Genomic DNA, 12,177 nt, shown 5'->3' on the forward strand with positions numbered 1-12,177 from the left:
GCGCGGAATAAGGATCTCCCATGGCAGTCGTGACGATGCGCGAAATGCTGGACGCGGGTGTGCACTTTGGCCACCAGACCAGCCGCTGGAACCCCAAGATGAAGCGATTCATTCTGACCGAGCGCAACGGCAACTACATCATTGACCTGCAGCAGTCGCTCGCCAAGATCGACGCCGCGTACGAGTTCGTACGCGAGACCGTAGCCCACGGCGGCACAGTGCTGTTCGTCGGAACCAAGCGTCAGGCGCAGTCGACCATCTCGGAGCAGGCCGCCCGCGTGGGCATGCCCTACGTCAACGAGCGCTGGCTCGGCGGCATGCTGACCAACTTCCAGACGGTCAGCAAGCGCGTCGCTCGCCTCAAGGAACTTGAAGAGCTCGACTTCGACGACGTCGCTGGCTCCGGTCACACCAAGAAGGAACTGCTCATCCTTCGCCGCGAGAAGGACAAGTTGTCGAAGGTGCTCAACGGCATTCGCGACATGTCCAAGACTCCCTCCATCGTGTGGATCGTGGACACCAACAAGGAACACCTTGCAGTGGACGAGGCCAAGAAGCTTGGCATCCCGATCGTCGGCATCCTCGACTCGAACTGTGACCCTGACCAGGTCCAGTACGGCATCCCAGGCAACGACGACGCCATTCGTTCCGTGGGCCTGTTGACCCGCGTGATCTCCGACGCCATCGCCGACGGCATCAAGCAGCGTCACGCTGGCAAGTCAGGCGACGCAGCGGAGCCGACAGACGCGGCAGAGCCGCTCGCAGAGTGGGAGCAGGAGTTGCTCGACGGCGCCGACAAGAGTGCCGCCGACGCTGCCCCTGCCGCCGACGCTGCCCCTGCGAAGGCCGCAAAGGTGGCCAAGGACGACGCTCCCGCGGCCGAGGACAAGCCAGCCAAGGAAGCGAAAGACGCTGCCCCGGCCAAGGACGCGAAGGATGAGGCCGCTGCTGAAGAGGCTCCCGCAGCCGAGGACAAGCCTGCCAAGAAGCCTGCAGCCAAGAAGCCTGCAGCCAAGCCGGCCGCCAAGAAGACGACAGACAAGGCCGACGCCGACGACGCGGCGCCCGCCGACAAGCCGGCCGCCAAGAAGCCAGCAGCCAAGAAGCCTGCAGCCAAGCCGGCCGCCAAGAAGACGACCAGCAAGGCTGCCGCTGATGACGCGGCGCCCGCCGACACGAAGTAAGGATCGACATGGCGAACTACACCGTTGCCGACATCCAGACCCTGCGCGAGCGCACGGGCGCGGGAATGCTCGACGTGAAGAAGGCTCTCGACGAGGCGGATGGCGACCTGGATAAGGCCGTTGACGTCCTGCGCATCAAGGGCCTCAAGGGCGTGAGCAAGCGCGAAGGTCGCTCGGCCTCCGAGGGCTTGGTCGCCACCCACATCGCCGAGGGCGGTGCTGGCCAGGTGGGCACGCTCATCGAAATCAACTCCGAGACGGACTTTGTCGCGAAGAACGACAAGTTTGTAGCGTTGGCCGATGCGGTCCTCAAGGCCGTCGTCGACGCCAACGTGGCCGACATCGAGGGTGCGCTGGCCGCGACCGTCGATGGCAAGACGGTCAAGGAGTTCATCGACGAGAATGCTGGCGTGTTGGGCGAGAAGATCGTCCTGCGCCGCGTGGCGAGAGTCGAGGCCCCCGTGGTCGTCGACTACCTTCACAAGACCAACAAGGACCTGCCCGCTCAGGTGGGAGTCTTGGTCGGTTCGGACGTGAAGGCAGGGGACGTCGCCCGCGATATCGCCATGCACATCGCCGCCTACTCGCCGTTGTACCTCACGCGCGACGAGGTTCCCGCAGACGTGGTGGAGAACGAGCGTCGCGTGGCAGAAGAGACCTCGCGCAACGAGGGCAAGCCAGAGGCGGCGTTGCCGAAGATCATCGAGGGCCGCATGAACGGCTTCTTCAAGGAAAACGTGTTGCCGGAACAGGCCTTCGCCAAGGACCCCAAGACCACGGTTGGCAAGGTTGTTGAGGCGACAGGCGGCGAGGTAGTCGCCTTCGCCCGTTTCCGTGTGGGAGCCTAAGACCCAACACAGCCGATAGCCCTAACGCCGCGAGGAGGTTCTGATGCCCGAAGTCCCACAGGAGTCGGGCTCAGTTCCTCCCACGGCGCGCCGTGTTCTGTTGAAACTCTCTGGCGAGATGTTTGGCGGTGGCGCCGTTGGCCTCGACCCCATCGTCGTCCGTAGGGTCGCGGGTGAGATAGCGGCCGCGGTTCGCGACGGCGTGCAGGTGGCGATCGTGGTCGGCGGCGGCAACTTCTTCCGCGGCGCGGAACTGAGCGCCTCTGGAATGGAACGCGCGCGGGCCGACTACATGGGCATGCTCGGCACCGTCATGAACGCGCTCGCGCTCCAAGACTTCCTCGAGCAAGCAGGAGTGGCGACTCGCGTGCAGACCGCGATCACGATGGGTCAGGTGGCCGAACCGTACATCCCGCTGCGAGCCATCAGGCACCTCCAGAAGGGTCGAGTGGTGATCTTCGCGGCGGGCGCAGGGATGCCGTACTTCTCCACCGACACGGTGTCGGTGCAGAGGGCGCTCGAGACGGGGTGCATCGAGGTCATCGTCGGCAAGAACGGCGTGGACGGCGTGTATTCCGCGGATCCGCGCCGCGACCCGAAGGCCGTGAGGCTTGAACACGTCACGTATCGCGACGCACTCCAGCAGCGGCTGAACGTGCTCGACTCCGCGGCGTTTAGCCTGGGCATGGAGAACGGCCTGCCGATGGTGGTCTTCGGGCTTGAAGAGCCCGGTAACGTCACCCGCGCGCTGACCGGTGAGAGAATTGGCACGCTGGTAACCCCCTAGGGTCGCCGCACGGAAGGAACAGACGTGATTGACGAGACCCTCCTCGAAGCAGAGGACAACATGGACAAGGCCGTTGAGGTCGCCAAGGACAGTTTCGCCTCCATCCGTACGGGGCAAGCATCGTCCGCGATGTTTGCGCACATCCTCGTCGACTACTACGGGGCCCCCACGCCGCTGCAGCAACTTGCCGCAATCGCCGTGCCCGAGCCTCGCACAGTGACCATCAGCCCATACGACGCGGGAGCCAAGCGCGAGATCGAGACCGCTTTACGCAACTCCGACCTGGGCGTGAACCCCTCCGACGATGGTCAACTCATTCGCGTCAACCTGCCCATCCTCACGGAGGAGCGTCGCAAGGACTACGTGAAGCTTGCCAGGACCAAGGCCGAGGATTCCAGGATCACCATCCGCAACATGCGCCGCAAGGCCAAGGACCAGATTGACGCCGCCGTCAAGGACGGTGACGTGGGAGAAGACGAGGGCGCGCGAGCGGAGAAGGAACTCGACTCCCTGACCAAGAAGCACGTTGACGCTATCGACGCTCTGCTCGCCCACAAGGAGAGCGAGCTTCTCGAGGTCTGATGGCTCGCGACGACGCAGAGCCCACGCTTCCCGCGAGCGAGGAGCATCCGAGTGAAGAGGCGGGTGCGACCCGTCCAGGGAAGCGGCAACGCGCCGCCGACCTGTTCTCGCCGCACCGCTACCGAGCCATGCAACTCAGCGCCTTCGAGCGTCGGCGTGGCGGTGGCGACCCTGATGTGTCCGACGTGGCTGCGGAAGACGACGAGGTGGACCCGCCGTTGATGTCGAACGCACCAGCGGCCCGCGCGGCCCGCGAGGCGGCCCCGGGAACGGTGCATCGCGGCGAGGGGCACCTTCTCACGCCGGTTCCCTTTTCCGCGAGCGAGGTCTCCGCTGAGATTCCAGAGTTCGACGCCGTTGCCGACGAGATCGGTGGCGTGGAGTTCGCTGACCCGGACGCGGAGTCTGGTGGCGTCGACCGTGCCGCCGAGCCGCAGTTCTGGGACGACGACGAAGTCGGAGCGCACGACTACCCGACGGAGGTGCTCGAAGGCTCGGACTACGCGACGCCCGGGGGCGACGTTGCCGCCTCTGAGGAGCAGGTCTGGCCAGACGATGCCGACGCAGAGGGCGTCGACGCATCCGAAACTGAACGCACCTCCAGGAACTTCGTGGTCGCCACGAGCGTCGGGCTCGTCTTGCTCGCAGTCACGCTCGTGTCCGCGTGGTACCACCCCGTGGCATTCGCCGTGCTGCTGTACGGGTTCTGCATCGCGGCAGTGATCGAGTGGAAGAGGGCTCTGGCACGGCATGGCAGGGACGTGCCGATCGTCCCGCTGCTCGCCGCGACCGTGGGGCTCGGAGTCGCGACGCACTACATGAAACCCGAGGGACTCGTGGTGGCGCTGCTGGTGGGCTGCGCGGGGGTGGTGGCCTGGCGCATCGGCGACGAACGGGTGGAGAACACCCTGGCAGACTCCCTTGCGGGGGTCTTGACCTTGCTGTGGATCCCTTTCCTTGCGTCGTTCCTGTACCTGCTGGAACTCGCCGACGACGGTTGGCAGCGAGTCTTCATCATCGTGCTCGCCGTGGTGGGCAACGACACGGGCGCGCTCGTGTCGGGAATGCTGCTCGGCAGACACAAGCTCCTGGAGCGCGTGAGCCCGGCCAAGACGTGGGAAGGCGCGATCGGCGGCGTCATCGTTGGCACCGCCGCAGCGTCTGTCGCGGCCCACTTCTTCTTCGAAGGCAGGTGGTACATCGGCGCAGCGGTGGGTGCAGCGTCGGCGATTGCCGCCATTATCGGAGACCTAGCGGAAAGCTCGCTCAAGCGCGATATCCGTGTGAAGGACATGTCCTCCGCGCTACCGGGACACGGAGGCATTCTCGATCGCATCGACTCCTTGCTGTTCGCCGCGCCAGTGGGCTACGTGGTGTTTGCGATCTTCTTGGGCACCCTCGGAGGCGGTGGGCTATGACGGACCACGCCAATGCTCCCGTCATTCAGATGGCCGCGCCCAAACGCGGCAAGCCTCCGGCGCATTTCGCCGACCTCGGCGCTGACGAGCGCGCGGCAGCCGTCAAGGACCTCGGGCAACCAGGCTTCAGGGCGTCGCAGTTGGCCACTCACTACTTCACGCACCTCACGGTCGATCCGGACGAGATGAGCGACCTTCCTGCCGACTCTCGCGGCGTCATGGCAGAGGCGCTGTTCCCTCCGCTGATGACGCAGGTGCGTACGCTGGAGGCCGACAAGGGCGCGACCGTCAAGACGCTGTGGAGCCTGCACGACGGTGTGAAGGTCGAATCGGTACTCATGAAGTACCCCGATCGTGCCACGCTGTGTGTCACGAGCCAGGCGGGTTGCGGCATGGCGTGTCCGTTCTGCGCGACAGGGCAGATGGGCCTGACGCGCAACCTGTCCACTGCCGAGATTGTGGAGCAAGTGCGCCTCGCGGCCCGTGCTGCGCGCGACGGCGTGCTGGGCGATCAAGTGCGACTGTCGAACGTGGTGTTCATGGGGATGGGCGAGCCGCTCGCCAACTACAAGGCCGTCTTGGCGTCGGTGCGCGCGCTCGTGGCGCCTGCGCCACACGGCTTCGGGCTCTCGGCGCGTCACGTGACGGTATCGACAGTGGGCCTCGTTCCCGCGATGGATCGCCTGACCGGCGAGGGCATTCCCGTGACGTTGGCGCTGTCGTTACACGCGCCAGACGACGAACTGCGCAGCGAACTTGTGCCGATCAACACGCGATGGAGCGTTGACGAGGCGCTCGACGCCGCCCGCCGCTACTTCGACGCGACGGGCAGGCGCGTCAGCATCGAATACGCCCTCATCAGGGACATCAACGACCAGGCGCGCCGCGCTGACCTGTTGGGCCGCAAACTGTTGGAGCGCGGCACCGGGTGGGTGCACGTCAACCCCATTCCGCTCAACCCGACTCCGGGAAGCAAATGGACGGCATCCGACCCCAAGGTGGAGAAGGCTTTCGTCGACACGCTCGCCGCTCACGGCATACCCGTCACTATCCGCGATACTCGTGGCAGCGATATCGATGGTGCATGCGGCCAGTTGGCCATCAAGGAGGATTCATGAGGGACCTGTTTCCGCACGCCGGATTCTTGCGGACCGGGTACCACCGCGGCCAGGTGGACGAGTTCTTTGACAAGGCGCGCGCCGCGTACGAACGGCCGATGCTCGACGATGGCGGGCTGTCGGCGCTCGACGTGCGCCGGGCCGCCTTCGACCTCAAGCGCGGCGGCTACAAGACCGCGGCCGTCGATGCCGCGCTCGATCGACTCGAGACCGCGTTCGCGACCCGAGCGCGCGAGCAGTTTGTCCGCGCGCACGGCCAAGACGCCTGGATGGGCCAGCTGGCACAGCGTGCGCAGGTGCTCTACCCCAGGCTGCGTCGCCCCAAGGGTCAGCGCTTCCGCCAGCCGGTGAAGTCGCGACACGGGTATGACGCCCGCGAGGTCGACGCGCTGATCGACAGGATGATCGCCTTCTTCGACACGGGCGCTGATCTCACCGCTGACGAGCTTCGCCACGTGACCTTCAAGCGCCGCGGCAAGCGGGGCGCGTACGACGAGCGCACGGTTGACGCATTCCTAGCGCGCGCCGTGGACGTCCTGATGGGCGTCCAGTGACGCGTCGCACTGTCGCGCTGCTGGGGTCCACGGGTTCCATCGGCACACAGGCGCTCGACGTCATCGAGCGCAATCCCCACCTGTTCGAGGTCACCGCGCTTGCGGCTGGCGGCAGCGACCCCGCTGCGGTAGCAGCGCAGGCCGCCGCCACGCGCCCCGCGATCGTGGCCGTGGCCAACGCCGACGCCGTCGACGCCGTGCGTGCCGCCCTGAGTGCGGCGGGGGTCACCGGGGTAGATGTCACGGGCGGACCGCGGGCAGTCGCGGACGCCGCCGGTTGCGGCGCCGACGTGGTGCTCAACGGGATCACAGGTTCCGTGGGACTGCGCCCCACCCTTGCCGCGCTGGCGGCAGGCTCGACGCTCGCGCTCGCGAACAAGGAATCGCTCGTGGCCGGAGGGGCGCTCGTCAAGGCGGCGCTCAAGCGTCCGGATCAGATTGTGCCGGTGGACTCGGAGCACTCGGCACTCGCGCAAGCCCTGCGAAGCGGCGCGCGCTCCGAGGTGAGGCGACTCGTCCTCACCGCCTCTGGGGGAGCCTTCAGGGGCCGAAGTAGGGCGGAGCTGGCTCACGTGACGGTCGAGCAGGCGCTCCAGCACCCCAACTGGGACATGGGGCCCGTGGTGACCATCAACTCGGCGAGCCTGGTGAACAAGGCGCTCGAGGTGATCGAGGCTCACTGGCTCTTCGACATGCCGTACTCGCAGATCGACGTGGTGGTTCACCCCCAGTCGATCGTGCACTCCATGGTGGAGTTCGTTGACGGTTCCACGATTGCACAGGCATCGCCGCCCGATATGCGGCTGCCCATCGCGTGGGGAATCGGATGGCCGGATCGCGTGGCAGACGCCGCGCCTGGCCTCGACTGGACCACGGCGTCGGCGTGGCAATTCGAGCCGGTTGACGACGACGCCTTCCCAGCGATCGCTCTGGCGCGAGACGCCGCTGCGGCGTCCGATCTTCACCCCGCAGTGTTCAATGCCGCCAACGAGCAGTGTGTGGCGGCGTTCGTCGCTGGCAGACTGCCCTTCTTGGCCATCGTCGACACCGTCAGGGCCGTGGTGGAGGAGTACGCGACCCCTGGTGACGTCTCGCTTGAAGTTGTCGACGCGGCGGAGTCCTGGGCACGGGCGCACGCCGACGCGGTGATCGCGGCCAGGTAGCGCGCCCTCGCGGGATTACAGTGGTGCCATGCTTCCGGTGCTCTTCATTGTCGTGTTCGCGATCGGCCTCATGCTGTCGATCGCCCTGCACGAGCTCGGACACCTGATCCCGGCCAAACGTTTTGGCGTGAAGGTGAGCGAATACTTCGTCGGATTCGGCTCGACGCTCTGGTCAAGGCAGCGAGGCGAAACGACGTACGGCATCAAGGCCTTCCCGCTCGGCGGCTACGTGAGGCTCGTCGGCATGGTGCCGCCAGGGGACGCCGTCAAGCCCGTCAAGCTGCGCGGCTGGATGCGCGATCTCATCGACGACGCGCGTGTCTCGTCAGAGGCGGAGATCGGAACGGACCGCGACCGCGCCTTCTACCAGCTGTCGTGGTGGAAGAAGGCGATCGTCATGGCTGGCGGTCCTGTCGTCAACCTGATTCTCGCGGCGGTGCTGTTTTCGGTGGTGTTCTCGGGCATTGGCACGCACGAGCAGACGCTGACCGTGCGCGACACCGTGGCTTGCGTTCCCCCGGCAGGCACGGTGGAGTGCGAGCCAGGCGATGCCGTGTCGCCAGCGGTGACGGCTGGCATGCAGCCGGGCGACACGTTCGTGTCGGTGGACGGCATCCCCGCCGACTCCTGGGCTCATGTGGCCGAGTACGTGTCGCAGCGTCCTGGCGAGCGTGTGGAGCTCACCATGATGAGGGACGGCGCGCTCGTGAACCTCGCGCTCACGCCTGCTGCGCGCCAGGTGGCGGCAGCGGACGGATCGGGAGCGATCGAGACGGTTGGGTACATGGGCGTGTTCTCGCAGACCCACAGGGACCGGCAGCCGCTCACCTTGGGTGTCGAGGTGACGGGGGACTACATCGCGCAGACCGCGACGGTGATTGTCCGGTTGCCTCAGCAGCTGTGGCACATCTCGCGCGCAGCACTCGGCCTGGAGGAGCGCTCGCAAGAGTCCGTCATGGGCCTCGTCGGCGTGGGGCGCGTCGCGGGGGACGTCGCGGCGAATGACAACGAGGCCGTGACCATCGTCGACAAGATCGCGCAACTGCTGTTGCTTCTTGGAGGCCTGAACCTCGCGCTGTTCGTCTTCAACATGATTCCGCTCGTGCCGCTCGACGGCGGACACATCGCTTCTGCCTTCTGGCAAGCCATCAAGAATGGCTGGGCGCGCGCCCGCAACCTGGCCCACCCTGCGCCAGTGGACGTGGCGCGCATGATGCCGCTTGCCTATTCGGTGTTCGCTGTGCTGATCCTCATGAGCCTGGTGCTGGTGTTCGCAGACATCGTCGCGCCGGTGCGTCTCACGTAGCCGTGGGAATGAACGGGCCTTGGGGTTTGTGATACTAGGACCATGACGTCTATCGGACTTGGCATGCCAGCGATGCCTGCGCCCACGCTCGCTCCGCGCCGCAAGACCCGCAAGATCAAGGTGGGCGACCTCTACGTGGGCGGCGATGCGCCGGTATCGGTGCAGTCGATGACCACCACCAAGACGGAGGACATTAACTCCACGCTCCAGCAGATCGCGGAACTCACCGCGTCCGGTTGCGACATCGTGCGCGTCGCGTGTCCCACTCAAGACGACGCCGACGCCCTCCCCGCCATCGCGAAGAAGTCCAACATCCCGGTGATCGCCGACATCCACTTCCAGCCCAAGTACGTGTTCGCCGCGATCGAGGCCGGTTGCGCCGCCGTACGCGTCAACCCTGGCAACATCAAGAGATTTGACGACCAGATCAAGGAAATCGCCCAGGCGGCCAAGGACCACGGCACGTCCATCCGCATCGGCGTCAACGCAGGCTCCCTCGACCCGCGCCTGCTCAAGAAGTACGGCAAGGCCACCCCAGAGGCCCTGGTCGAGTCCGCCGTGTGGGAGGCGTCGCTCTTTGAGGAGCACGACTTCCACGACTTCAAGATCTCCGTCAAGCACAACGACCCAGTGGTCATGGTGCGGGCGTACGAGATGCTGTCTGAGCGCGGCGACTGGCCGCTACACCTGGGCGTCACCGAGGCAGGCCCGGCCTTCCAGGGCACCATCAAGTCCGCCACGGCCTTTGGCGCGCTGCTCAGCAAGGGCATCGGTGACACCATTCGCGTGTCCCTCTCCGCTCCTCCCGTGGAGGAGGTCAAGGTAGGCATCCAGATTCTGCAGAGCCTCAACCTGCGCCCCCGCAAGCTCGAGATCGTGTCGTGTCCCTCGTGCGGCCGCGCCCAGGTGGACGTCTACGAGTTGGCGGAGAAGGTCACCGCGGGCCTCGAGGGCATGGAGGTGCCGCTGCGGGTGGCCGTCATGGGCTGCGTCGTCAACGGACCCGGCGAGGCACGCGAGGCCGACTTGGGTGTGGCGTCCGGCAACGGCAAGGGCCAGATCTTCGTCAAGGGCGAGGTCATCAAGACTGTGCCCGAGAACATGATCGTGGAGACCCTCATCGAAGAGGCCATGAAGATTGCCGCCACGATGGAGCCCGTCGAGGGTGGCGCCGCGCAGGTCGTTACGGCGGGATGACCGACTCGCTGTTGCGCAGGGGCCAGTACTCGCTGGCTCCAGCGCAACGCCGCGACGTCGCCGAATCGCTCGAACTGTGTGCCGCCGACGATGTCGCGAACGTGGTGCCAGCGATGCATCTGGAAACCGCGGCGCGCGCCGGGATCGTGCCCACGGGACTCTGGGTGGTGCGCCGTCGCGGGCGGTTATCGTCGCAACTGGCAGGTGTGCTGTGGTGCGGAGCCAACCTCACGGCCACCTTGCCCACCGAAGGCGACGAGACGGACGACGCGCGAGCTGAGGTCGCGTCGGCGATCGTGGCGCGGCTCAGCAGGCCGGCCGCGCTCGTGGGCGATGCCGAACTCACTCTTGACCTGTGGGGCAGGATCGAGCCATGGTGGGGGCCCGCCAGGCAGCTTCGCCCCAGTCAGGTCTCGATGGTGATCAGAGACGATCCGAAGGCAGTCAAGACCCCGCCGACGGGGATGGAGCCATTGCAGCGCGCGTCGCTGGACGACTATGCGCAGTTGCTGCCAGCGGCTGCCCACATGTTCCTAGGAGAAGTGGGCTACGACCCCCTTCAGCACGGACGAGAGGCCTATGAGGAGCGCCTTGCACACCTGGTGAGGGCTGGCCGCAGCTACGTCATGTACGGCGACGTCAACGGCAAGCGCGACATCGTGTTCAAGGCCGAGGTGGGCGTCGTCGGCGGAGGTGTCGCGCAGATTCAAGGCGTGTGGGTGCAACCCAGTTTGCGCGGCTGTGGCTACGGAAGCGCCGGGATGGCGCAACTCGTCGAGCACGTGCGCCAAGACCATGCGGAAGCGGTGTCGCTCTATGTCAACGACTTCAACGCTGCCGCCATCGGTGCGTACGAATCGGCGGGGTTCGAGCGCGTCGGCACGTTTGCCACGGTGATGTTCTGAGAGCGACCGTAGGGTGAAGGAGTGCCGGTATCGCTCGCATTGCTCGAACGGGGACGCGTGGGCGTCGCCGTGGCCTCACTTGCCATGATCGCGGGCTGTTCGGCGGCCCCAGGGCCCACGGAGCGTCAGGCAATTGTGCCTCCTGAGCCGGTGGTCGACGAGGTGAGCGCTGACCCCTCGATTGAGGCTCCGTCGGAGGGGCCACTCGTAGCCGTCGCCTACGACATCACGAGCGCGTCGTCCATCACCGTCGTCGTCACCAAGCGTCGGCCCCTGTCGCCGTCGTCGTACGTGCCTTCTGAACTCGTGGCCCTGAGCGGCATTCCCGGCGGCTCGGGCCATCAGATGCGCAAGGAGGCGGCGGCGGCGATGACCCGCATGTACGAGGGCGCCGATGCAGCGGGCGTGCCGTTCCGCATCAGCACTGCGTATCGCTCCTATGGATTTCAGCAGAACTTGCACAGCCGCGAGGTCACACAAAAGGGGTTGGCCGCGGCGGATAGCCTCGTTGCCAGGCCCGGCTATTCGGAGCATCAGACGGGACTGACTGCCGACGTCTATGACGTCCCTGCCAACGAGCTGAACCAGCGTTTCGGTGAGTCAGGCGCGGGCGTATGGATACGAGACCACGCGCACGAATATGGCTTCATCGTGAGTTACCCCGACGGCTCACAGTCCGTGACCGGTTACGTCTACGAGCCGTGGCACGTGCGCTATGTGGGCGAGGGCGTCGCCGCCGACATGCACGAGACCGGCGTTGCCACGCTGCAGGAGTACTTCGACGTGGAGGACTCTCCCACCTACGAGTAGTGCCGAACGCCGTGCGTGCGCCTCCACGGCGCGTGAGAACGGAGCCGCGTGAGGGGGGGGACATTTCCCCATCTGCGCGCGAGGAATGCTCCTTGAGCAACCCGTCAGCACTAGCATTCGTGAGGAGCCAGAATCGTTCAGGACGTGAGGGGGGGGCACATGGCATCGCTATCGATCGACACCGATGCGCTCGACGAGGGAGCGCGCACGTTGCGGGCTTTGGTGGAGCAACTCGGGTACCACGGGCCGCAAGACGTGTCGACATGCGGATCAGCAATGGTGTCGAGCCATGTTGCCGACAGAGC

At 66.0% G+C, this 12,177-nt stretch carries 12 protein-coding genes; all 12 read left to right on the forward strand.

The features are described 5' to 3' along the window. The first annotated feature begins 20 nt into the window (after window positions 1-20). Genes rpsB through QZZ33_RS11320 form a run of 12 tightly spaced genes read left to right on the forward strand, consistent with a single transcriptional unit; the run spans window position 21 to window position 11,872 of the window. A complete protein-coding gene (gene rpsB, locus QZZ33_RS11265) occupies window positions 21-1,184 on the forward strand; it encodes a 30S ribosomal protein S2 (protein ID WP_291380113.1) in 1,164 nt (387 codons plus the stop codon). Window positions 1,185-1,192: 8 nt separating this feature from the next. Continuing rightward, on the forward strand, window positions 1,193-2,032 hold the full coding sequence (gene tsf / locus QZZ33_RS11270; RefSeq protein WP_291380114.1) for a translation elongation factor Ts: 840 nt from the start codon (window positions 1,193-1,195) through the stop codon (window positions 2,030-2,032). A 43-nt stretch (window positions 2,033-2,075) separates the two neighbouring features. Continuing rightward, complete coding sequence (gene pyrH / locus QZZ33_RS11275; RefSeq protein WP_291380115.1) at window positions 2,076-2,819, forward strand: UMP kinase; 744 nt, start codon at window positions 2,076-2,078, stop codon at window positions 2,817-2,819. Window positions 2,820-2,843: 24 nt separating this feature from the next. Further along, window positions 2,844-3,401, forward strand: coding sequence for a ribosome recycling factor (frr, locus tag QZZ33_RS11280; protein ID WP_291380116.1), 558 nt, complete (start codon window positions 2,844-2,846; stop codon window positions 3,399-3,401). Beyond that, a complete protein-coding gene (locus tag QZZ33_RS11285; RefSeq protein ID WP_291380117.1) occupies window positions 3,401-4,819 on the forward strand; it encodes a phosphatidate cytidylyltransferase in 1,419 nt (472 codons plus the stop codon). The genes frr and QZZ33_RS11285 overlap by 1 nt, the downstream gene beginning before the upstream one ends. After that, the gene (gene rlmN, locus QZZ33_RS11290) at window positions 4,816-5,937 is read left to right on the forward strand and encodes a 23S rRNA (adenine(2503)-C(2))-methyltransferase RlmN (protein WP_291380118.1); all 1,122 of its coding nucleotides are present in this window, start codon (window positions 4,816-4,818) and stop codon (window positions 5,935-5,937) included. Before QZZ33_RS11285 ends, rlmN begins: the two co-directional genes overlap by 4 nt. Beyond that, on the forward strand, window positions 5,934-6,491 hold the full coding sequence (locus tag QZZ33_RS11295) for a DivIVA domain-containing protein (protein WP_291380119.1): 558 nt from the start codon (window positions 5,934-5,936) through the stop codon (window positions 6,489-6,491). Before rlmN ends, QZZ33_RS11295 begins: the two co-directional genes overlap by 4 nt. Continuing rightward, entirely contained in the window at window positions 6,488-7,654 is a 1,167-nt protein-coding gene (gene dxr / locus QZZ33_RS11300; RefSeq protein ID WP_291380120.1) for a 1-deoxy-D-xylulose-5-phosphate reductoisomerase, read from the forward strand. Before QZZ33_RS11295 ends, dxr begins: the two co-directional genes overlap by 4 nt. A 28-nt stretch (window positions 7,655-7,682) precedes the next feature. After that, on the forward strand, window positions 7,683-8,960 hold the full coding sequence (locus QZZ33_RS11305; protein WP_291380121.1) for a site-2 protease family protein: 1,278 nt from the start codon (window positions 7,683-7,685) through the stop codon (window positions 8,958-8,960). Between the two features lie 42 nt (window positions 8,961-9,002). Continuing rightward, window positions 9,003-10,157 carry a flavodoxin-dependent (E)-4-hydroxy-3-methylbut-2-enyl-diphosphate synthase gene (gene ispG, locus QZZ33_RS11310; protein WP_291380122.1) on the forward strand — a complete coding sequence of 385 codons (1,155 nt, stop codon included), beginning with the start codon at window positions 9,003-9,005 and terminating at the stop codon, window positions 10,155-10,157. Beyond that, window positions 10,154-11,062, forward strand: a complete 909-nt coding sequence (locus QZZ33_RS11315) for a GNAT family N-acetyltransferase (RefSeq protein WP_291380123.1) — start codon at window positions 10,154-10,156, stop codon at window positions 11,060-11,062. Before ispG ends, QZZ33_RS11315 begins: the two co-directional genes overlap by 4 nt. A 21-nt stretch (window positions 11,063-11,083) precedes the next feature. Next, window positions 11,084-11,872 carry a M15 family metallopeptidase gene (locus QZZ33_RS11320; protein ID WP_291380124.1) on the forward strand — a complete coding sequence of 263 codons (789 nt, stop codon included), beginning with the start codon at window positions 11,084-11,086 and terminating at the stop codon, window positions 11,870-11,872. Window positions 11,873-12,177 lie beyond the last annotated feature (305 nt).

It is taken from the genome of Demequina sp. (assembly GCF_016278775.1).
In the GTDB taxonomy this organism is placed as follows: Bacteria; Actinomycetota; Actinomycetes; order Actinomycetales; family Demequinaceae; genus Demequina.